General features: G+C 60.0%; 22 protein-coding genes. 11 read left to right on the top strand and 11 right to left on the bottom strand.

Features of this window, described 5'->3' with window-relative positions; genetic code table 11:
* Positions 1-4: 4 nt before the first annotated feature.
* A complete protein-coding gene (locus HAV21_RS04880; protein WP_142939148.1) occupies positions 5-679 on the bottom strand; it encodes a peptide deformylase in 675 nt (224 codons plus the stop codon).
* 53 nt (positions 680-732) lie between these two features.
* Between HAV21_RS04880 and HAV21_RS04875 the strand changes: the two genes are divergently transcribed.
* Entirely contained in the window at positions 733-1,140 is a 408-nt protein-coding gene (locus tag HAV21_RS04875) for a nuclear transport factor 2 family protein (protein WP_142939147.1), read from the top strand.
* A gap of 16 nt (positions 1,141-1,156) precedes the next feature.
* On the opposite strand, the gene HAV21_RS04870 is transcribed toward HAV21_RS04875, so the two are convergent.
* From HAV21_RS04870 to HAV21_RS04860, 3 genes are read right to left on the bottom strand one after another with little or no spacing between them, the layout of a single operon-like run.
* Positions 1,157-2,287, bottom strand: a complete 1,131-nt coding sequence (locus HAV21_RS04870) for an NAD(P)/FAD-dependent oxidoreductase (RefSeq protein ID WP_166840681.1) — start codon at positions 2,285-2,287, stop codon at positions 1,157-1,159.
* A complete protein-coding gene (locus tag HAV21_RS04865) occupies positions 2,280-2,993 on the bottom strand; it encodes a class I SAM-dependent methyltransferase (RefSeq protein ID WP_142939145.1) in 714 nt (237 codons plus the stop codon). The genes HAV21_RS04870 and HAV21_RS04865 overlap by 8 nt, the downstream gene beginning before the upstream one ends.
* Positions 2,990-4,126 (bottom strand): type III polyketide synthase, encoded by a 1,137-nt coding sequence (locus tag HAV21_RS04860; protein ID WP_142939144.1) that lies wholly within the window; start codon positions 4,124-4,126, stop codon positions 2,990-2,992. The genes HAV21_RS04865 and HAV21_RS04860 overlap by 4 nt, the downstream gene beginning before the upstream one ends.
* 131 nt (positions 4,127-4,257) lie before the next feature.
* Here HAV21_RS04860 and HAV21_RS04855 point away from each other — a divergent pair, with 131 nt between their 5' ends.
* The 3 genes from HAV21_RS04855 (at position 4,258) to HAV21_RS04845 (ending at position 8,729) form a co-directional block, all read left to right on the top strand.
* Positions 4,258-6,651 (top strand): excinuclease ABC subunit UvrA, encoded by a 2,394-nt coding sequence (locus HAV21_RS04855; protein WP_208095862.1) that lies wholly within the window; start codon positions 4,258-4,260, stop codon positions 6,649-6,651.
* Between the two features lie 348 nt (positions 6,652-6,999).
* On the top strand, positions 7,000-7,161 hold the full coding sequence (locus HAV21_RS22165; protein ID WP_238703413.1) for a hypothetical protein: 162 nt from the start codon (positions 7,000-7,002) through the stop codon (positions 7,159-7,161).
* Between the two features lie 599 nt (positions 7,162-7,760).
* Entirely contained in the window at positions 7,761-8,729 is a 969-nt protein-coding gene (locus HAV21_RS04845) for an Lrp/AsnC family transcriptional regulator (RefSeq protein ID WP_208095860.1), read from the top strand.
* A 21-nt stretch (positions 8,730-8,750) separates the two neighbouring features.
* Here HAV21_RS04845 and HAV21_RS04840 read toward each other — a convergent pair whose 3' ends face one another.
* Complete coding sequence (locus HAV21_RS04840) at positions 8,751-9,173, bottom strand: VOC family protein (RefSeq protein WP_142939131.1); 423 nt, start codon at positions 9,171-9,173, stop codon at positions 8,751-8,753.
* A gap of 159 nt (positions 9,174-9,332) precedes the next feature.
* Between HAV21_RS04840 and HAV21_RS04835 the strand changes: the two genes are divergently transcribed.
* Together HAV21_RS04835 and HAV21_RS04830 are read left to right on the top strand one after the other, a co-directional pair.
* Positions 9,333-9,722 carry a DUF3054 domain-containing protein gene (locus HAV21_RS04835; RefSeq protein WP_142939130.1) on the top strand — a complete coding sequence of 130 codons (390 nt, stop codon included), beginning with the start codon at positions 9,333-9,335 and terminating at the stop codon, positions 9,720-9,722.
* A gap of 72 nt (positions 9,723-9,794) precedes the next feature.
* Positions 9,795-10,073 carry an Lrp/AsnC ligand binding domain-containing protein gene (locus tag HAV21_RS04830; RefSeq protein WP_017197606.1) on the top strand — a complete coding sequence of 93 codons (279 nt, stop codon included), beginning with the start codon at positions 9,795-9,797 and terminating at the stop codon, positions 10,071-10,073.
* Between the two features lie 18 nt (positions 10,074-10,091).
* On the opposite strand, the gene trpD is transcribed toward HAV21_RS04830, so the two are convergent.
* A complete protein-coding gene (gene trpD / locus HAV21_RS04825; protein WP_142939129.1) occupies positions 10,092-11,150 on the bottom strand; it encodes an anthranilate phosphoribosyltransferase in 1,059 nt (352 codons plus the stop codon).
* A gap of 148 nt (positions 11,151-11,298) precedes the next feature.
* Between trpD and HAV21_RS04820 the strand changes: the two genes are divergently transcribed.
* From HAV21_RS04820 to HAV21_RS04805, 4 genes are all read left to right on the top strand, one after another.
* Positions 11,299-11,937 (top strand): heme-copper oxidase subunit III, encoded by a 639-nt coding sequence (locus tag HAV21_RS04820; RefSeq protein WP_142939128.1) that lies wholly within the window; start codon positions 11,299-11,301, stop codon positions 11,935-11,937.
* Between the two features lie 88 nt (positions 11,938-12,025).
* Positions 12,026-12,814 (top strand): c-type cytochrome, encoded by a 789-nt coding sequence (locus HAV21_RS04815; protein ID WP_142939127.1) that lies wholly within the window; start codon positions 12,026-12,028, stop codon positions 12,812-12,814.
* A gap of 93 nt (positions 12,815-12,907) precedes the next feature.
* Positions 12,908-13,978 (top strand): Rieske 2Fe-2S domain-containing protein, encoded by a 1,071-nt coding sequence (locus HAV21_RS04810; RefSeq protein ID WP_142939126.1) that lies wholly within the window; start codon positions 12,908-12,910, stop codon positions 13,976-13,978.
* Positions 13,956-15,629 (top strand): ubiquinol-cytochrome c reductase cytochrome b subunit, encoded by a 1,674-nt coding sequence (locus HAV21_RS04805; protein ID WP_142939125.1) that lies wholly within the window; start codon positions 13,956-13,958, stop codon positions 15,627-15,629. Before HAV21_RS04810 ends, HAV21_RS04805 begins: the two co-directional genes overlap by 23 nt.
* Positions 15,630-15,711: 82 nt before the next feature.
* Here the strand turns inward: HAV21_RS04805 and HAV21_RS04800 are convergent, their stop codons facing one another.
* Positions 15,712-16,500, bottom strand: a complete 789-nt coding sequence (locus tag HAV21_RS04800) for a GntR family transcriptional regulator (protein ID WP_142939124.1) — start codon at positions 16,498-16,500, stop codon at positions 15,712-15,714.
* Between the two features lie 156 nt (positions 16,501-16,656).
* Here HAV21_RS04800 and HAV21_RS04795 point away from each other — a divergent pair, with 156 nt between their 5' ends.
* Positions 16,657-16,950 (top strand): HPr family phosphocarrier protein, encoded by a 294-nt coding sequence (locus HAV21_RS04795; protein WP_166840678.1) that lies wholly within the window; start codon positions 16,657-16,659, stop codon positions 16,948-16,950.
* Between the two features lie 141 nt (positions 16,951-17,091).
* Here HAV21_RS04795 and HAV21_RS04790 read toward each other — a convergent pair whose 3' ends face one another.
* The 4 genes from HAV21_RS04790 to HAV21_RS04775 all read right to left on the bottom strand — a co-directional run bounded on the left by HAV21_RS04790 (position 17,092) and on the right by HAV21_RS04775 (position 20,673).
* Positions 17,092-17,493 (bottom strand): cytochrome c oxidase subunit 4, encoded by a 402-nt coding sequence (locus tag HAV21_RS04790; protein WP_142939122.1) that lies wholly within the window; start codon positions 17,491-17,493, stop codon positions 17,092-17,094.
* Complete coding sequence (gene ctaD, locus HAV21_RS04785; RefSeq protein ID WP_011774899.1) at positions 17,490-19,214, bottom strand: cytochrome c oxidase subunit I; 1,725 nt, start codon at positions 19,212-19,214, stop codon at positions 17,490-17,492. Before ctaD ends, HAV21_RS04790 begins: the two co-directional genes overlap by 4 nt.
* Positions 19,215-19,224: 10 nt before the next feature.
* Entirely contained in the window at positions 19,225-20,097 is an 873-nt protein-coding gene (gene coxB, locus HAV21_RS04780; RefSeq protein ID WP_062069602.1) for a cytochrome c oxidase subunit II, read from the bottom strand.
* Between the two features lie 183 nt (positions 20,098-20,280).
* Entirely contained in the window at positions 20,281-20,673 is a 393-nt protein-coding gene (locus tag HAV21_RS04775; RefSeq protein ID WP_011774901.1) for an iron-sulfur cluster assembly accessory protein, read from the bottom strand.
* Positions 20,674-20,788 lie beyond the last annotated feature (115 nt).

Here is a 20,788-nt window from a genome sequence, read left to right as displayed (position 1 = left end):
GGAGTCAGCGAAAGAATCCAAGCGCCCGGCGAGCCTCGTCAATCTCCGGAGCAGACCAGCGCGCCGAGTGCTCGGCATTGCTGGATAACGATCGCAGTTCGGCCCGGTCCAGGTAAAGGATGCCGTGAAGGTGATCCGTTTCGTGCTGCACAATGCGAGCCTGCCACCCTGAATACCAGGCTTCCGTGGACTCGCCCGTTGGACTGGTGTAGCGCAATTCCACGTTCCGGTGACGGGTCACTACCGCCTGATACCCGCTGACCGAGAGGCACCCCTCATAGAACGAGGCGGTCTCGGTTCCGAGCGGGCGGTACTGCGGGTTGACGATGGCCAGGAATTCCAGCTGCTCCCGGTGACGCACGGCAGCTGACTCCGGTTCCACCGGGTATTTGTCCTCCAGTACGGCCACTTGCAATGGGATGCCCAGTTGGGGAGCTGCCAAACCGACTCCCGGTGCGGCATGCATGACAGCCCTCATCTGCTCAATGAAAGCCGCCAACTCCGCATCGTCGAGCTGGCCTTCGTATGGCGCTGCCAGCTGACGCAATACGGGGTGTCCGGCCTGAACAATGGGCGGAAGCCCCTCCGTATCCAGCAACCGGCGAACAGCGTCACGAATGCGGATCGGGTTGTAGTCCGTGGCAGGGCTCGTGGCCCCCGGATGAGGTTGGTGCGTCATACAGTGAGCCTAACGCTCCACAAGGCGTTCCCGAGTTGGGCTAGGCTCAATGGATGATCGATTCCACCCCTTTGGATTGTGTACTCGGGTTCGTTCGAACGGTGGAAGCCGGCGGCGGGGCCGCTGAAATCCGACCCTTCCTGGCGGACGATTTCAAGCTCACCGAGTGGCCGCATGCTCTGTCCAAAACCGGCTCAACGCGGAACCTTGCCGAGACCCTGGCCGGCGCCGACCACAGCAAGGACATCGTTTCCGATCAGAAGTTTGAGGTGGTCCGGACAACGAGCCAGGACAACCGTGTGGTGCTGGAAATGAACTGGTCTGCCACCTTGCTGCTTGACCTTCCACACTGGGACCGTGGCGATACCATCCGAGCCAGGAGCACTGCTGTCTTTGAGCTTCGGGACGGGTTGATCACCAGCCAGGATACGTACGACTGCTATTACACAACCCCCGAATAGCCCAGCCCCGGAGCACCTAACGCATGGTGAAGCGTCGCTCCACCAGCCCTGAAATTGCCGGCATGTCCAAGGCCATTGCGAAAGCTGCATTCCTGACTGACATCACGTAAGGCGGGAGAGGTCTTCCCAGAGCCATGTTGAGTCCAGCCTGGCGCGATGCGCGGCGCGCCGCCTTTCTGCGGGACTTCTCAAAGTCCGCTAGGTCGGGCCCGACGTCGGCACCGCGGAAAGAAGCATCGATGATCGGGGCCAGCGCCGCAGCATCCAACCAGCCAAGGTTCATGCCCTGCCCTCCGATGGGGCTGATTTCGTGGGCTGCGTCCCCCAACAGCACCACTCTGCCGTGAACCATGAGTTGAGCCAGGCGCGACCGTACTTCGAAGGCGCTGAGCATCGAGTTGCCGGGAACATGGAGCACCTCACCGGTCCTGGCCAGGACCAAGTCGGCCAGCTTATCCGCCGTCGGGTTCTTTTCCGGCGAGCCCAGCCTCACCACCCATCTGCGGAGACCTTGTGGCAGGGGGAAGGACTCCACGATTCCGGCAGGCTCCAAGTACAGCACCGCATCGGAGCCATGGCCGGTGGCATCCGGGAAATCGCCCATAATGTAGCAGTCCGGATAGCCCCGTGCCTGCAAACCCGGCAGGTAATGGCGGCGAATGGCTGAGTGCGCGCCGTCGGCAGCCACCACCAGCTGGCTTCTGAACTCCTGAACGCCGCCAGGACAATTCGCAACGGTACGCACGGAGCCGCGTTCTTCCGCAACCTCCCGAACATGGGCACCCCGGACAATGGCTCCGACGTCCAGATCATGCACCGCCAGCTCCAACGTCTTCTCAGTGACCGTCTGCGGCACAGCCAGAATGTAGGGATAGCGGGCATCTCCGTCGAACCCGAGTTCGGCCACCCTGCGCCTCTGACTGTAAGCGACACCCCGATTGATGCGGACACCGGCTGCTATCAGATGGTCCGCAACACCTGCGCGCGCCAGCTCCGCCAGTGCCGGCGGGTGAATTCCGATAGCCCGCGAACGGTTGCTCCTGCTGCTCCGGCGCTCAAGGATCCGGACCTGATGCCCCTGCTGAAGCAACAGCACGCCCATGAACAGCCCTACCGGCCCGGCACCAACGATCACGACGTCAGTCACGATCATCCTCGAGCGCACGGACGAGCAAGTGGTGCCACGGGCCGTTTCTCTCAACCGACCACGAGGCCGGAACGGCAGCTCTTAGTTCCTCCGCGGTGTAACTGCGCCTGATGGACGTCAAGCCATCACCACAGATGTATGAGCCCACACCCAAAGGCCAGAAGCCTGCCATGAACAGCATGTATGCGATGTTGCTTCGGTTGAGATCGTTATGCAGGCACAGCCCCCGGCTCAGCGACTCGGAATCGTGAAGGACCTCCGCAAGCTGCCCTGGGTCGAGGTGATGAAGGATGTGGTTGGAGATGACGACGTCGAACTTCCGGCCGTCAGCGACGAGCTCGGAACTGTGGGCATTGAGGTACACGACCCCCTCCACTGGAGGCTTGCGGGACGCAAAGGTGAAGGCCCTCTCGTCCGGATCGATTGCCGTCACCGTAAGCCGGAATCCGTCCCGCCGGGCCCACCGAACCAGGCTCCGGGCTACGTCGCCGCTGCCACACCCGATGTCCAGCACCGAAACCGCACTGTGCTCGGCCAGCAACGGAAGGAGACGTTGACGATACGTCCCGTGCCATCCCGACAGCAAGGCGTTCACCACCGGGAAGCGCGCATAAGTCCTGTAGAGGCGTGTGGGGTCGCAATCGGCCCTGTCCATCTCCTCGACGGCTTTCACATCCCTGACCCGCAGGGACCCAAATGGACTCACAGAGCAGGGGAGACCAGCGTGAAGAGTCCCGTTTCCACCGTCAGACCCGGGCCGAATGCCATGGAGCAGATCCGTTCCTCATGTTCGGCTGCTGCCCTCTCCAACATGTACTTGAGGACGAACAACACCGTGGCGCTGCTCATGTTGCCGTATTCCCGTAAAGTCTCCCGGGCCGGGACCAGCTGCTCCTGCGTCAGTTCCAGTTTGGACTCGACTTTGTCCAGGATGCTTCGGCCGCCAGGGTGTATGGCCCAGTGGGTAATATCTCGGTAGGGCAAGCCATCCAACGATGGCTCTTTGGCGAGCAGTGGCGCCAAGGCACCGGTGATGTGTTCTTCAATGATGTGCGGAACGTACGATCCCAAGACCATTTCGAATCCTTCGTCCCCAATGTTCCAGGCCATGGCTTCCTCGCCCACCGGCGTCAGGACCGTTTCGAAGTGATCGAGCCGGATGGCCGGTTCCGGCCCTTGCAGCTCCCGGGCACTTACGACCGCGGCCGCCGCGCCATCACCGAAAATCGCCGATCCCATGATGGTGTCGGGATCGTTCGACGTCCTCACATGCAGGGAACAGAGTTCTACGCAGATCACCAGGACAACCGCTGTGGGGTCTGCAACGCAGAACTGCTTGGCTGCTTTGAGGGCAGGGAAGGCCGCGTAGCAGCCCATGAATCCCAGGTGGTACCGCTGCACGGCAGGATTGAGGCCTAAAGCGCGGACCACCTTGTAGTCAGGACCGGGGTTGAAGAAACCGGTGCAGGACACCGTGATCACGTGGGTGATGTCATCAAGATCTATACCCGGCGCCTGGGCCACTGCAGCTTTGCCGGCCTCGACGAACAACTTGGTGGCTTCGGTTGCGAAGATCTCATTCCGGACCTTGGTGCTGGGGCTGAGGACCTGGTTGGTTTCGGGGTCAAAAAACTGCGGATTTTCGGGGTGCGCATCTAGGCTGAGTTCGGCTACGGCGGTGTATCGGGTGTCTATGGCTGCTGAGTCGAAGCATGTGCTGACTAGTCGGGTTCCCAGCCGTGTCAGTCCGGGCTGTGATGCGAAGACGTCTCGGGCTTGCTGCTGGACAAGGATGGTTTGCGGAACTGCGGTTTCAAGGGACCTCATGTATACCGGCATGCTTCATTCTTAGCGAGTAAACCTTGGAAGACAATGGCAGAATCGAAGCTACTGGCCGAGGCTGGTCAGTGTAAGCCAGGCGACGCCGACGAGGGACTGTTTTGCAGCGCCGCCTAACAGATGGAGAAATCATGACTATTGCCGCGAGCACGGACACACAATCTCCGGGGTCCCACGTTGCGGATACCCACGATCTGATCCGGGTCCAAGGTGCACGTGAAAACAACCTCAAAGACATCAGCATCGAAATCCCGAAGCGCCGGCTCACTGTCTTCACAGGCGTCTCCGGCTCCGGGAAGAGTTCACTGGTTTTTGCCACTATCGCGGCAGAGTCACAACGCATGATAAACGAAACCTATAGTGCCTTTGTGCAGGGTTTCATGCCCTCCCTGGCCCGCCCCGACGTCGATGTCCTTGAAGGTTTGACCACCGCGATCATTGTGGACCAGGAACGGATGGGCTCCAACCCGCGCTCCACAGTGGGTACCGCAACAGACGCCAATGCCATGCTGCGGATCCTGTTCAGCCGCCTCGGCCAACCCCACGTCGGCTCACCCAACGCCTACTCTTTCAATGTTCCCACGGTGAAGGCCAGTGGCGCCATCACCGTCGAACGCGGCGAAGGCAAAACGAAGACCGAGAAGGCCTCGTTCAATCGCCTGGGCGGAATGTGTTCCCGATGTGAGGGCATGGGGGCGGTCAATGACTTTGATCTCACGGCCCTCTATGACGACTCCAAGTCCTTGAGCGAAGGCGCGCTCACCATTCCCGGATACACCATGGATGGCTGGTACGGGCGAATCTTCAGCGGCTCAGGGTTCTTCAACATGGACAAACCCATTGCCAAATTCACCAAGAAGGAACTCCACGATCTCCTGTACCGGGAGCCCACCAAGATCAAAGTGGAGGGCATCAACCTCACCTACGAAGGCGTCATCCCCAAGATCCAGAAGTCGATGCTCAGCAAGGACGTAGACGCCCTGCAGCCCCACATCCGCGCGTTTGTGGAGCGTGCCATCACCTTCACCACGTGCCCGGAATGCGAAGGTACACGCCTTAGCCCCGAAGCCCGGTCCTCCAAGATCAACGGCAAGAGCATCGCCGACGTCTGCACTATGCAGATCAGCGACCTCGCAGGCTGGGTCCGCTCGCTGGATGAACCCTCCGTTGCTCCATTACTGAAGGGCCTCCAGCACCTTCTGGATTCCTTCACCGGAATTGGTTTGGGTTATCTGTCCCTTGACCGGCCGGCCGGCACGTTGTCCGGGGGAGAGGCCCAGCGGACCAAGATGATCCGCCATCTGGGTTCATCACTCACCGATATCACTTACGTCTTTGACGAACCCACCATAGGCCTTCACCCCCACGACATCGAGCGCATGAACCAACTGCTGCTACAGCTTCGGGACAAGGGCAACACTGTGCTGGTGGTCGAACACAAGCCGGAGACGATCGCGATTGCCGACCACGTGGTTGACCTTGGGCCCGGTGCCGGTACCGGAGGCGGCACAGTATGTTTTGAGGGCGACCTCGAGGGATTGCGGGGGAGCGACACCATCACGGGACGCCATCTGGACGACCGGGCGGCCATCAAGGACAGCTTTCGTTCCGCTACGGGCCACATGGAAATCCGGGACGCCTCAACGAACAACCTCAAGAACGTCGACGTCGACATCCCCCTTGGCGTTCTTTGTGTCCTCACCGGGGTGGCCGGCTCCGGCAAGAGTTCCCTGATTCATGGTTCCGTAGCCAAGCGGGACGGCGTCCTCGTGATCGATCAGGGTGCCATTCGGGGCTCGCGCAGGAGTAATCCCGCCACGTATACCGGACTGCTGGAACCTATCCGAAAGGCATTCGCCAAAGCCAATGGCGTTAAGCCGGCGCTCTTTAGTTCGAACTCCGAAGGCGCCTGCCCCACGTGCAATGGTGCAGGTGTCATCTACACGGATCTCGGCGTCATGGCCACCGTTGAATCACCCTGTGAAGAATGTGAAGGAAAGCGCTTCCAGGCGGCTGTTCTTGAGTATCAGTTGGGGGGCCGGAATATTGCAGAGGTGCTTGCAATGTCTGTAGATGAGGCGGAAGTCTTTTTCAGCGAGGGGGAGGCCCGAACCCCGGCTGCCCACAAAATTCTCGATCGCCTTGCCGACGTTGGGCTCGGTTACCTAACACTCGGCCAGCCCCTCACCACACTGTCCGGCGGTGAGCGCCAGCGACTCAAGTTGGCCACGCAAATGTCTGAAAAAGGTGACATTTACATTCTCGACGAGCCAACCACCGGCTTGCACCTGGCCGATGTCCAGAACCTGCTGGGCATGCTGGATCGACTGGTGGAGTCGGGAAAATCAGTGATTGTGATCGAACACCACCAAGCTGTAATGGCACACGCGGACTGGATCATAGATCTCGGACCTGGCGCGGGTCACGACGGCGGCACGATCGTTTTCGCCGGAACGCCCGCAGAGCTTGTGGCCGGGAAATCGACGCTGACCGGCAAACACCTGGCAGCGTACGTAGGCGCCTGACACCTCCGCGAGCTGCCGGCTGGCATAGAACCCGCTGGCCGGCAGCTACTTCTACTCCCGCGCTTTGAACGCCGATAATCTACATTATGTAAAGTAGTCTGAAAGTGACCCTACCCCGTCGATTTTCCTGAACCCTTTATTGCGCTGCGCATCTGGTGCAGAGTAGCTAGTGCCGCCTCGCACTTCGGGCACTCATCCACATGCCGTCGAATCCTGGCGCTGCCTGGCATTCGTCCGTCGTTGAGGACGAATTTCCCGAAATGCTGCGACACGTCAGCACAAGAGTCCGTTGCCTTTACGAGAACGTGATCCTGGAAATATGCCTGCCGAAGTCCTTTCCGCGCGCGTATGAGCAACGCCGATACACCGTTCGGCGTCAATCCCATGATCGGCGCCACCGCTGCCGGTTTCATGGTTTCCACCTCGCTGTACCAAAGCACAGCCTGCCAACGCATCGGCAGGGACCGGAATGCTTCAATGAGCGAGGACGTCTCCAAGGAACGGAGATAGGGATCCTCATATCCGGTGTCGCCATCCCCATTCAGGAGGTCGCTCAAGAAGCCAGCGCGCCTAGCCTGTACGTTGCGACGATGTGCCGTTCTTCGCACAGTGGTCACCAGATAGGCCCTGAAAGAGTCCGCCGGTCCCCTGCCACTAGCCAGAGCCTGAAACACAGACGCAATTGCCTCTCCCACAACATCGTCCACGTCCGACAGATTGTCGGTCTCCACCCGGGCCACGTACGCGGCGAGTTTTTTGTACCTCCCAAAAAGTTCGGCAAAGGCAGAAAACTGCCCAGCCCGCACCGCGGAAACTAAAGACACGTCACACCACCCAAGCGGCTCGGCCCTCTCCAGACCCTCGACCGCCTGCAGGCCGGGGTTCGGCACGGTCGCCCCACTCCCCCGCCGCTGGCCGCACAATGTCCCTCCGCAGGAGCATGGCTTTGGATCCGCGGCTAACTGCAGGTAGATCAGGTTCGCAGCGCACATGGCCCCTCTTGGTCGTCAGAGTTCTTCGCGGACCCTAGAATCTAGGCAGCACGATCAAAACGCCACGGAAAACGCAGCGAATTGAGGGGAAGTGGGTGTTCAATGCAGGATTACGACTTGGACAGCCGTGACCTGAGGCTTCTTCATGCCCTGCAGATTCGTCCGCGAGCACCTTGGGCCACACTCGCGCCCATCGTCGGGGCAGACGCTGTTACCCTCGCCAGGCGCTGGAGCGCTCTTCAGGATCAGGGGCTGGCCTGGTTGGCAAGCTACCGGGGACCCGGAGCGAAATATGTGGGCGCAATCATTGAGGTGGAATGTACACCTTCACGCATTGCCGAGGCAACAGAGGATCTCGCCCGCGACGACGAAGTACTTTCCATTGACCAAACCATCGGCGGCCGGGATCTGGTGGTGACGTTACTGTGCCGGACTGACGCCGACTTGGCAGGGTTTGTGCTGGACCGGCTTACAAACGTGACAGGCGTGATCGGCACCCGTACACACCGTGGTATCCGGCTCCTCGCCGATGCCCAGCTCTGGCGGCTGCGCTCGCTCCAGGACCACGAGGCGCGCCAACTGGAATCGAGTATTCCACAGCCTGCAGCCGCCCCAAGAGGCATCTCCGCAGAGATCGAAGACCAACTTGCCGGCATTCTGCGTTCCAACGGCCGAGCCTCCGTGGCGGAGATTTCCGAAACGCTTGGGATCAGCACCACGCGGGCAAGAAACGCGCTGTCCACCATCCTTGCCGAGAAGCGCATGGTGTTGCGCTTGGAGGTGGCGCGACCCTACTCCCCCTGGCCAGTCGCCGTTTGGTACTTCCTGCGCGTTCCGGCCACGATGGTGGAATCCGTTGCAGAAAAGCTCGTCGGCCTGCACGAGGTCCGTCTGGTCGCCACCACCGGCGGGCTCTACTCAATCCTGATGCTGGTATGGCTTCGGCGGGTTGAAGACATGACACCCCTGGAGAGGCAGCTGGGCGAGAGGCTTCCGTTCGCAGAGATCCTCGACAGATGCATAGTGCTGCGAACTCCCAAACACATGGGCAACAGGCTCACCTCTGACGGAAGGCGCATCACCTAGGGTGATCACAGCGCCCAGCTACTACTCCTGGGCCCCTGCAATGTTGACCAACCAGCCGATCCCGAATCTGTCGACGCACATTCCAAAGGTGTCACCCCAAGGGGCCATCTCGAGCGGCACGGTGACCGTACCGCCGTCGACGAGTTTGTCCCAGTAACCGCGGAGCTCGGCTTCATCCGACGACTCTCCGCTCAAGGAGACGGAGATATTGTCGCCGGGGTTGTACTCCATGCCATTCGGGGTGTCGGCAGCCATCAACGTCAATCCGCCGGGAGTTTCCAACATGGCGTGCATGACTTTGCCGGCCTCTGCTGGATCGTCACTGGCTTGGTAGTCGCCGAAAGTGCTGATGTTCAGTTCACCGCCAAAGACGGACTCGTAAAACGTTATGGCGTCCCGAGCATTGTCCCGGAATGAAATGTACGGATTGAGGCGGGTTGTCATTGGTCGGCTCTCCTTCTTGTTGAGACTCCTTGGTCCCCCGTCAGAGGCTAATACCGTGGTATCGCCCACACAACGGCCGACGCGAATTCCCCTGATCACCGCAGCAGCACCTGGAGGTAACTTTCGCGTGGGAGGGATGCCCCGGATAGTGTCGGGAGTATGTCTTCACCCTCACGACTGTGGATACCCGCAGCCCTTGCCGATCTTTTCTTGATTCTTGCCTTCGCCGCCGTTGGACGGGACGCGCACGCCCGCGGTGACATCATCTCGGGAGCTTTTGCCACAGCGTGGCCGTTCTTGGCCGGGGCAGCGATCGCCTGGGTGGTTGCACGTGCTTGGCGGGCGCCCATGGCTGCATGGCCGTCCGGAGTTTTCATATGGCTCGGCGCAGTCGCTGTGGGAATGCTGCTGCGGGCTGTTACAAGCCAAACCGTCGTGCTGCCTTTTGTCCTGGTGGCTTTGGTCACCCTTGGCATTTTCCTGCTCGGATACCGGCTTATCACTTCATCGCTCATGAGGGTATCGCGCCGACGGCAACGCCGGGTCTGATCAACCCCCTGTACAAGGGAATGCACTAGGCTGGAAAACGTCCGCAACGATGCATTTTCGGAAAGGCCCCACGTGATCACCGCTTTCGTCCTGATCAAAACCGATGCCTCACGCATACCGGAGACCGCCGAGCAGATTTCGGCCATTCAGGGCATCAGCGAGGTGTACTCCGTCACCGGAGAGTGGGACCTCATTGCGGTGGCCAGGGTGACTAAACACGACGAGCTTGCCGATGTGATCGCGGACCGCCTGTCAAAGGTTGCCTCGGTGGTCCACACCACCACACACATTGCCTTCCGCGCCTATTCCCAGCACGACCTCGACGCAGCCTTCGCACTCGGCTTCGAGTAGCAGCGGGACGGCTGGTCTTCAGCTTTGGCTAAGAGCAGTCCACTTGGCGAGCACTCCGGCAGCCTTGCCTGAATCCACGGATTCCGCCGCCCGGGCAAAAGCGGTCCGCATCCGGTCCTCAAGGCTCCCTTCGGCGTCCAGATCGATTGACACCAATCCAGCAGCCGCATTCAGTAGTACGGCGTCGCGTACAGGCCCCTGTTTGCCGTCGAGGATATCGCGCACTACGGCCGCATTGGCAGCGGCGTCCCCTCCGCGAAGGTCAGCAACCGTCGAAGGACGAATACCGAGGACCTGAGGCGAGAAGATTTGCTCCCTGACGGTTCCGTTCCTGATTTCCCAGACCGTCGATGACCCTGTGGGGGTCAACTCATCGAGGCCGTCGTCTCCTCGGAATACCAGCCCCCGGCTGCCGCGGCGGGCCAGGACTCCTGCCACCAACGGCGCCATGCGGGCGTTGGCAACACCCACAGCCGAAGCTTGAACGTGCGCGGGATTGGTCATCGGCCCAAGGAAATTGAAAGCCGTGGGAACAGCCAGTTCACGGCGCGGAACAGCGGTATGCCGGAATGAGGGGTGGAAGACCTGCGCGAAGCAGAAAGTGATTCCCGCCTCCTCTGCGTTCCGGGCCACCTGCTCGATTGACAGATCCAAACGAACGCCCAGCGCCTCTAGAACGTCGGCCGACCCGGAAGTGGAAGATGCAGCCCGGTTGCCGTGCTTTACCACTTTGGCCCCCGCGCCGGCAGCAACAAGGGCAGCCATGGTGGAGATATTTACCGTGTTCAGGCGGTCTCCACCGGTTCCGACAATGTCCAGCTTCTCACCGGAAATATTGATGGGGTTGGCATGCTGGACCATGGCCTCAACAAGACCGGCCAGCTCTTCGACCGTCTCGCCCTTGGCACGGAGCGCAACAAGGAACCCCGCAATCTGAGCCGGCGTCGCCTCTCCGGACATGATGGTGTTCATGGCCCACTCTGTGTTGCCCACTGCAAGGTTGTCGCCGTTGATCAGTGCTGAGATGAGCCCTGGCCAGGTATTGCTGGCTGCAGGTGCCGTTGCCGGAGAAGTCACTCCCTGATGCTATCGACCCAGCCACGCCGATGACCAATGTGAACGCGACCGGGAACTTTTCCGCGCGAATTCGCGTCTTTGTAGAAAAAGTCTCCTGAATCGGTGGTTTGCATTGGGAAGTCTGGACTTTTACAGACATAATGTCCTTGTGACATCTGCGACCCATGCCCCCAGTACCCCGGCGCACCCGACGCTGAACCGCCCCAACTTGGTTTCTGTTGGAACCGTTGTTTGGCTGTCCAGTGAGTTGATGTTCTTCGCCGGCCTCTTTGCCATGTACTTCACCCTGCGCTCCACATCCGGATTGATGTGGGCCGAGGAGACGGCCAAGCTCAACTTCCCGTTTGCGCTCGTCAACACCATCGTCCTTGTGGCAAGTTCCTTTACTTGCCAGATGGGCGTCTTTGCCGCCGAGCGACTCGAGCCGCGCCGTACCGGCGGGCTCCTGCAGTTCACACGGTGGGGAATGACCGAATGGTTTGCCCTGACGTTCATCATGGGAGCTTTCTTCGTGGCCGGCCAGACCACGGAATACGCCATGCTCGTCTCAGAGCACGTGTCCCTGTCGTCCAACGCCTATGGCTCTGCCTTCTACATGACTACCGGCTTCCACGGCCTGCACGTCATTGGCGGACTGATCGCGTTCCTGTTCATCATGGGTCGAGCCTTTGCAGCCAAGAAGTTCGGCCACTTTGAAGCAACATCGGCGATCGTCACCTCGTACTACTGGCACTTCGTCGACGTTGTGTGGATCGGCCTCTTCCTGGTCATCTACGTACTCAAGTAAGCCCGGCCTTGACTCTTTTTCTACAAGAGGCAGAATTTCAAGAAGCGGCTCGCGGAGCCGACGCAGGATCGAAAAAAGGAACCACCACGTGAAGGCACTATCGCAGAAGCGACGTCACCCACTGGCAGCCATTGCGCTGTTGCTGATGGGCCTCCTCCTCACTGGTGGGCTGTACGCCGTTGCCACAACTGTCAACCAGGCCAAGGCCGACACCACAAGCTTCAGCGCGAGTGACGTAGAAGAAGGCGGCAAGCTTTTTGCCGCCAACTGCGCCACCTGCCACGGCATGGGTGCCAGCGGAACCCAGGACGGCCCCTCGCTGGTCGGCGTGGGTGCTGCTGCAGTTGACTTCCAGGTTGGCACCGGCCGTATGCCCATGCAGATGAGTGGCCCGCAGGCCCAGAAGAAGCCCGCGCAGTTCAACGCGGAGCAGACCAAGCAACTTGCTGCTTATGTTGCATCCCTCGGCGCAGGTCCGGCCATTCCCGAGGCAAACCTCCTCGACGGAAAGGGAGACGCAGCCAACGGTGGCGAACTCTTCCGCGTCAACTGCGCCATGTGCCACAATGCCGCAGCTGCCGGTGGTGCCCTGACCCGGGGCAAGTTTGCCCCCGCGTTGGCAGGCGTGAGTGCTGAACACATTTATGAGGCCATGGTTACCGGTCCGCAGAACATGCCCGTCTTCAGCGACTCCAACGTCACGCCTGAAGACAAGCGCGACATCATCACCTTCCTGAAGACCATTGAATCCAACGGTTCTCCCGGCGGCGCGGATCTTGGCGCACTCGGTCCGGTATCCGAAGGTCTGTTTGTCTGGGTCGCCGGGTTGGGCGTCATCATCGCATTCACCATCTGGTTGACGTCCCGCACGTCCTAATCCGGACACGAAACTTCTGCTGCACGGTCAGCAGTTTGAAACTGAAAATAACTCGGCCCCGGCCGAGACAACGAGAGAAGGATGAGGCGAATTATGGGCAACCATAGTGACGGCAGTCCGAACCACTCGGGCACCGTAGCTACGGCTGGTCAGAATGAGGTGGAGAAGTTCCAGGATCCTGGACTTCCTCCGCATCGTTTGCGCCTGGCTGACACGGACCCGGTAGCCGCAAAGCGCGCCGAGCGTCAGGTAGCCATTCTGTTTGGCACCTCCGTCATCGGTACGCTGGTGTTCCTGGTGGCATACTTTGCCATCGATTTGGGCGACGATACCTCGATTGCGACCATCCGCACCCAGAACCTCCTTCTGGGTCTGGGCACTGCGTTCGCAATGCTGGGTATTGGCACTGGAATCGTGCACTGGGCCAAGGCCCTGATGCCCGATCACGAAGTGTCGGAAGAGCGCCACGCTATCCGTACTGAAGAAGATCGCCAGGCTGCTGTGCGAATCGTTGACGACATCGTGGACGAGACCGGCATTAAGCGTCGCCCGCTGATCCGCAATACCCTTCTTGGTGCCGTTGCCCTCGCTCCCCTGCCTGCCCTCGCTATATTCGGCGATCTGGGTCCGCGGCCGGACGACGCTTTGGCACACACAATGTGGGCGCCTGAGGGCGACAAGCTTAAGCGCCTGACCCGTGATCCTGATGGCACCCCCATCAAGGCCTCGGACGTCACCATTGGTTCTGCGTTCCACGTGATCCCCGAAGGTCTCAATGAACTCCACGAAGGCAAACTGAACGAGAAGGCTAAAGCTGTCGTTCTGTTGATGCGCCTGGACCCGGACTCCTTGAACCCCTCAGAGGGTCGTGAAAACTGGAGCTACAACGGCATCGTTGCTTACTCCAAGATCTGCACGCACGTCGGTTGCCCGGTTGCTCTTTACGAGCAGCAGACGCACCACCTTCTGTGCCCCTGCCACCAGTCCACATTCGACCTGACGCAAGAATGCAAGGTCATCTTTGGACCGGCAAGCCGTCCGCTCCCGCAGCTGCCCATCGCAGTTGACGCAGAGGGCTACCTCGTCGCTACCAGCGACTTCAGAGAACCTGTAGGACCGAGTTACTGGGAGCGTGACGAGCATGAGCGCCTCATCAACAGCTGAAGCCCCCTTCGTTCCGAAGACCAAAGTTGGTAGTTTCACCAACTTCGTGGACGAGCGTGTTGGCGGTTCCGGCATCCTGCGCGAGTTCGGCCGGAAGGTCTTCCCTGACCACTGGTCGTTCATGTTCGGTGAGGTGGCGCTGTACTCCTTCGTCATCTTGCTGATGTCAGGTACCTTCCTGACCTTTTTCTTCGACCCGTCCATGGCGGAAACCCACTACCAGGGTTCGTACACGCCGCTGTACAACGTCGAAATGTCCGTTGCTTACAGCTCGTCGCTGAACATCTCGTTCGACGTTCGCGGCGGCCTGTTCATGCGCCAGGTTCACCACTGGGCAGCACTGTTGTTCGTGGCCTCCCTCGGTGTTCACATGCTGCGTGTCTTCTTCACCGGCGCGTTCCGTAAGCCCCGTGAAATGAACTGGGTTGTGGGCGGCGTGCTGCTCATCCTCGCAATGGCTGCCGGCTTCACCGGCTACTCCCTCCCCGATGACCTTCTGTCCGGCAACGGCCTGCGCATCATTGATGGTGTTATCAAGTCCATCCCGGTCATCGGAACGTACACGTCCTTCTTCCTCTTCGGTGGAGAGTTCCCGGGCACGGCCATCATCGGCCGTCTTTACGTTCTGCACATCCTGTTGGTACCGGCCCTCATCCTCCTGATGATTGTCATCCACCTGTTCATGGTGGTTGTTCACAAGCACACCCAGTACCCCGGCCCAGGACGCAATGACGGAAACGTCGTCGGCTACCCCCTCGGACCGGTGTACGCTGCCAAGGCCGGCGGATTCTTCTTCATCGTCTTCGGTGTCCTGGCACTCATGGCTGCTGCATTCACGATCAACCCGATCTGGAACTACGGCCCGTACGATCCCTCCCCGGTTTCGGCCGGTACCCAGCCTGACTGGTACATCGGGTTCGTTGATGGTGCCCTGCGCCTCATGCCCGGTGTCATCAATGACTTCCACTTCGAATGGGTCATCTTCGGTCGCACCCTCACATTGAACGTCCTGCTTCCCGCTCTTGTACCGGCCGGAATCATCTTCACTGTGCTGTTCATGTACCCGTGGATCGAGCGCTGGGTTACCAAGGACAACCGCGAGCACCACGTCCTGGACCGTCCGCGCAACGCCCCTACCCGCACTGCTATCGGTGTTGCCGGCTTCACCTGGTACTGCGTGATGTGGGCAGCTGCCGGTTCGGACCTCATTGCCACGCACTTCCACGTTTCGCTGAACGATGTGACGTACTGGCTTCGGACCCTGTTCTTTATTGGCCCCATCATCGCCTTCATCGTGACCAAGCGAATCGCACTTGCCCTTCAGCGCAAGGACCGCGAAATCGCACTTCATGGCCGCGAAACAGGCCGTATCGTGCGGCTCCCCCACGGTGAGTTCATCGAGGTCCACGCCCCGCTGGATGAATACAAGCGCTACAAGCTTGTCGGGTTCGAGTCACCGGCTCCCATCCCGGCCCAGCCGAACGAGCATGGCGTTGTTACCCGTAAGGAGAAGCGCCGTGCGGCACTCTCCCGCTGGTTCTTCGAAGACCGTGTTGCCCCTGCAACGCCTGCGGAACTCGAAGCAGCCCACGCTCATGGCCACCACGAGGCCATAGCAGCTGGAGAAGAGCAGAAGAGTCTGAGCCACTAGCGGTTCATTACTCAAACCACACGAAGGGCCCGGTCCACATGGACCGGGCCCTTCGTTTGTGCCGCTACAGGTACTGCCGGGGTTATTGAGTGCGGTACCCCGAGGAATAGTTCCGTGTGGGACGGATGCCAGGCCGCTGCAAGGGCACCCAGAGCTTGTATCGGTCAGCCCGGTAGTAGGAAACCGAATAGTCCACCATCGCACGGGCTACAAACGCGTGACGTTGTATTTTGAGCAGCGGTGCTCCGACGTCAACATTCAGAAGCCTGGCAGTGGACGGAGAAGCCGCAGTGGCCTCTATCATGTCTTCGCCCCACTCCATAACCAAGCCGAATCGTTCGCTCAGAACGTTATATAGCGAGGTTGGAGGTGCCTCGTCGAGCAAGCCAGGCACTCGATGGGCAGGTATGAAGTTCTCGTCTACGCTCATAGGCTCGTTATCGGCAAGCAGTAAACGCCTGAACCGCACCAGTGGAGTGCCCTCGTCCAGTTGAAGTTCCCTGGCCAGGAAAGCGCTGGCAGCAATCTGTTCGAAGCTCAGGACCTTGGCGGCGGGCACCATCCCGCGACGCTGCATCTCCTCGCTGTAGGAGGTCAACTTCACCTGCAGATCCAGCTTTGGCTTCCTGACAAACGTTCCGAGGCCGACCACCCGCTCAATGACCTCTTCGCCCACGAGGGCGTCAATTGCCTGCCGGACGGTCATTCGCGCCAACCCAAACCGTTCCGACAGGTCCCGCTCGGATGGAAGCGCGGACCCGGGCGGGCAGGACTGGACAATGAACGTCCTGAGGATCTCGCGGAGCTGAACATAGATGGGGGTGCCGCTGGCGCGGTCGATCTCACCGGCTATGCTTGCTGCCTCAGCCACGGCAGATGTCCAGCAATTGAGTCATGTTCCAAGGATAATTCAGCAGGACCGCAGGTCTAGACCACCGAAGTCCGCGGTGGAAGACCACCACCCCGGCGGCTAGGCTTGTGTGAAACATTTTTCAGACGGAGTCCGTCGCGTATCAAAGGAGCCGGGTTGCCGGAGCAGAAAACCTTCGTGGCCGCCGAGATTGGCTTGCATGCACGGGCGGCCGCGGTATTTGTTCGTGCTGTGACGGAAACCGGGCTGCCGGTGACCATCCGCAAGCACAACGGAGCACCCGTTGATGCCCGTTCTCTTCTTGAAGTAATGACCGAGGACTTCGACCAAGGTTGCGAAGTCTACCTAAACATCGCTCCTGAGGATCTCAGCGGCGATCAGACTATCCCGATGGCGGAGAGGGCGCTCTTCGCTCTTTCAGCCGTCCTGGAGGGCACACAGGCCCGCTAAGAGCCATCTCGGCGACCTCGCGAGACGCCTCTGGCCCCTTGGGCGGACGCGCTCGGCCCTGTGGGCAACTGACCTACGGGATGAAGTTAAAGAAGATGGGCCCCACCACAAGGTGGGGCCCATCTTTGTGTCACCAATTACTTAGTGGGCGTGGTCTCCACGGCTGTATTCGAAGACCCAACCAACCAGGGCGATGATGGCGAGGCCACCAGCCACGTAGGTGATCCAGAAACCCACTGCCAATCCGAGGAAGCCACCGGCACATGCCAGGCCCAGAACCAGCGGCCACCAGCTCCAGGGGCTGAAGTGGCCCTGCTCACCGGCGCCCTCATGAATCTCAGCGTCGGGGCGGTCCTCGGGCCGAAGACCAATGCGCTTACCGGTGAACCCGAGGTAGGCGCCGATCATGCCGGCCAGACCACCCACCAGGAGGATTCCCAGTACGCCGACCCATTCAGTCCATTCCGTCAAGAAACCGTAAACGATGGTTACGGGGATGAAGAAGAAGACTCCGGCCCCAAAGAGCCACGATTCGATTTTCATTTGCTGACGTCCCTCTGGTCTGCGTTACCCAAAACAGCTGCTGCGGGTGACGGGGCTTCGGCGGTGTGAACCTGGGCCAACTCCGGGTGGTGAAGGTCCAAGGCCGGGCGCTCGGAGCGGATACGGGGCAAGGAGGTGAAGTTGTGGCGCGGCGGCGGGCAGGATGTTGCCCATTCAAGCGAAGCGCCGAAGCCCCAAGGATCATCCACTTCAACCTTCTTGTTGCTTCGCCACGTGATGTAGACGTTCCAGAAGAACGGCAGGAGCGAAGCACCCAGGACGAAGGAGGAGATGGTGGAGAACTGGTTCATCCACGTGAAGTTGTCCTGCGGCATGTAATCCGCGTATCGACGCGGCATGCCTTCAACACCGAGCCAGTGCTGGATCAGGAAGGTGCCGTGGAAGCCCAGGAACAGGAGCCAGAAGTGAATCTTGCCAAGGCGCTCGTTGAGCATCTTGCCCGTCCACTTGGGCCACCAGAAGTAGAAGCCTGCGAACATCGCGAACACGACGGTACCGAAGACGACGTAGTGGAAGTGAGCCACCACGAAGTAGGAGTCGGAGACATGGAAGTCCAGTGGCGGCGACGCCAGGATGATGCCGGTCAGACCGCCGAAGAGGAATGTCACCAGGAAGCCGATGCTCCACAGCATGGGAGTTTCGAACGTGATGGAGCCCTGCCAGAGAGTACCGATCCAGTTGAAGAACTTCACGCCTGTGGGAACAGCGATGAGCATGGTCATGAACGCGAAGAACGGCAACAGCACGGATCCGGTCACGTACATGTGGTGAGCCCACACGGTAACGGACAGAGCGGCGATGGCGATAGTTGCGTAAACAAGACCCTTGTAGCCAAAGATCGGCTTCCGGCTGAAGACCGGGAAGATCTCCGAGACAATACCGAAGAACGGCAGCGCGATGATGTACACCTCGGGGTGTCCGAAGAACCAGAACAGGTGCTGCCAAAGGACTGCACCGCCGTTCTCGGGATCGAAGATGTGCGCTCCAAAGCGGCGGTCGGCACCGAGCGCGAACAGGGCAGCTGCAAGCGGCGGGAAGGCCATCAGAACCAGGATCGCCGTAACAAGCGTGTTCCAGGTGAAGATCGGCATACGCCACATGGTCATGCCCGGTGCACGCATGCAGATGATGGTGGTGATGAAGTTGACGGCACCAAGGATGGTTCCGAACCCGGACAGCGCCAGGCCAAAGACCCAGAGGTCACCACCTACGCCGGGGCTGAACGTCGTGTTGGACAACGGCGCGTAAGCGAACCAGCCAAAGGATGCAGCACCCTGCGGGGTGATGAAGCCGGACACGGCGATGGTGGAACCGAAAAGGAAGAACCAGAACGCCAGAGCATTCAGACGGGGAAAGGCGACGTCGGGGGCGCCGATCTGCAACGGCATAATGACGTTGGCGAAGCCGGCGAACAGCGGCGTTGCGAACATCAGGAGCATGACGGTGCCGTGCATGGTGAACATCTGGTTGTACTGCTCTTTGGTCTGCAGGATCTGCATGCCGGGTTCGAACAGTTCAGCGCGGATCAACAGCGCCATGACGCCACCGAGGCAGAAGAACACGAAGGACGCGATCAGGTACATGTACCCGATGGTCTTGTGGTCGGTGGAGGTGATCCAGTTGACGACGATGCGCCCCTTGGACTTAGGAACTACCGGAGCTTCGAGAACCCCCGGTGCGGATTGAGTGTACGTAGCCACGTCGCTTCCCTTACTTGGATTCGTTCAGGTTCGGGTTGCGGTCATATTCCGCACCGAGGAGGCCCGTGTTGCCTTCCTGGCGAAGCTTGTCCATGTGAGCCTGGAATTCAGACTCGGAGACAACCTTGACGCGGAAGAGCATTTCGGAGTGGTATTCACCGCAGAGTTCGGCACACTTGCCATCGAAGGTGCCCTCCTTGGTGGGGGTGAACCTGATGTAGTTCGTCTTGCCCGGGATCATGTCGCGCTTCTGAAGGAAGGCGGGTACCCAGAATGAGTGGATGACGTCGCGGGAGTTGAGCTCCAGGTCCACAGACTTGCCTACGGGCAAGTACAGGGTGGGGAGCAGTTCCTTGTCGACTTCATTGCCGGTCAGGTGGGCCTGAACGCCCGCCTCGTGGAGGTCTTCATTGATGACCTCACCTTGCTTGTAGTTAAAGTCCCATGCCCACTGCTTGCCGCGGACGTCAACAACGACGTCGGCAGGCTGGGAGCGGTCATCGATCGCACGCTGGTCCTGGTCGGTGAAGTAGAAGAACACCAGCACCATGAAGAGCGGGATGGTCAAGTAGAAGACCTCGAGCGGCAGGTTGTAGCTGAGCTGCTTGGGGAAACCCGTGGTGCCCTTGCGGCGACGGTAAGCGATGATGCACCAGACCAGGAGGCCCCACGTGATGATACCGACTGCCAAGGCGGCGATCCATGAGTTGACCCAGAGGTCCATGATCCGGTCAGTGTGGTTGGTCGTGCCGCGCTCTGTAGGCAGCCAACCCTTCTCTACCTCTGGTGAACATCCGGTCAAAACCAACGCGCCGGCTAGTGCCAAGCCAGTGATCGATGTGATCTTTATGCGTCGGCTGCCGGTTCGGTTCTGCGAACTCACAGACGGCCCTTCCTCTTGTTGCTGTCTCCCGGCAGGCCGAAGGCTCACCGGGCACACTAAAAGTTTTACTACCCGATGTAGAGCTTACCGCTATCACGCGGTTTTCGCGCACATGTCAGCGCCGTGGCTCCGAACGAATTCAAACTCGCTCGAAGGGGCGCCGACATGCGGCGATGGCTCACATCAGTGGAACGAATCGCCGCAGGCGCAAGACCCGCCGGCGTTCGGGTTATCGATGGTGAATCCTTGCTTCGAAATGGTGTCTTCGAAGTCGATGCTGGCACCACTGAGGTAAGGAACGCTCATCTTGTCCACTACCACCTCAACGCCGTCGTAATCGCGCACAGCATCTCCGTCGAGCAAGCGCTCATCGAAGTAGAGCTGGTAGATCAGGCCCGAGCATCCGCCAGGCTGGACTGCAACGCGCAGTCGGAGGTCTGTGCGCCCTTCCTGCTCGAGGAGGCTGCGGACCTTGCCCGCGGCGACGTCGGTCAGATTGACCTCGTGCGTGGCCAGTTCGTCGTCGTTGGTGACGAGCTGTGCTCCGGTGCTGTTTTCGTTGGTTGCAGTGCTCATTGGCCTACCTTCTTATGAAGCTCTTGGCGGCGGCGCCGGAACGCTGCCTGCCCTTACCCAATTACGTACGGGTTATAGCTAATGCTACGTCGCGCAGGCCCTTAGCTATAACTCT

It is taken from the genome of Paenarthrobacter sp. MSM-2-10-13 (assembly GCF_011605365.1).
GTDB lineage: Bacteria > Actinomycetota > Actinomycetes > Actinomycetales > Micrococcaceae > Arthrobacter.
Note: the sequence above shows the minus strand (reverse complement) of the source record. Positions and strands in the feature narration are given on the sequence as shown.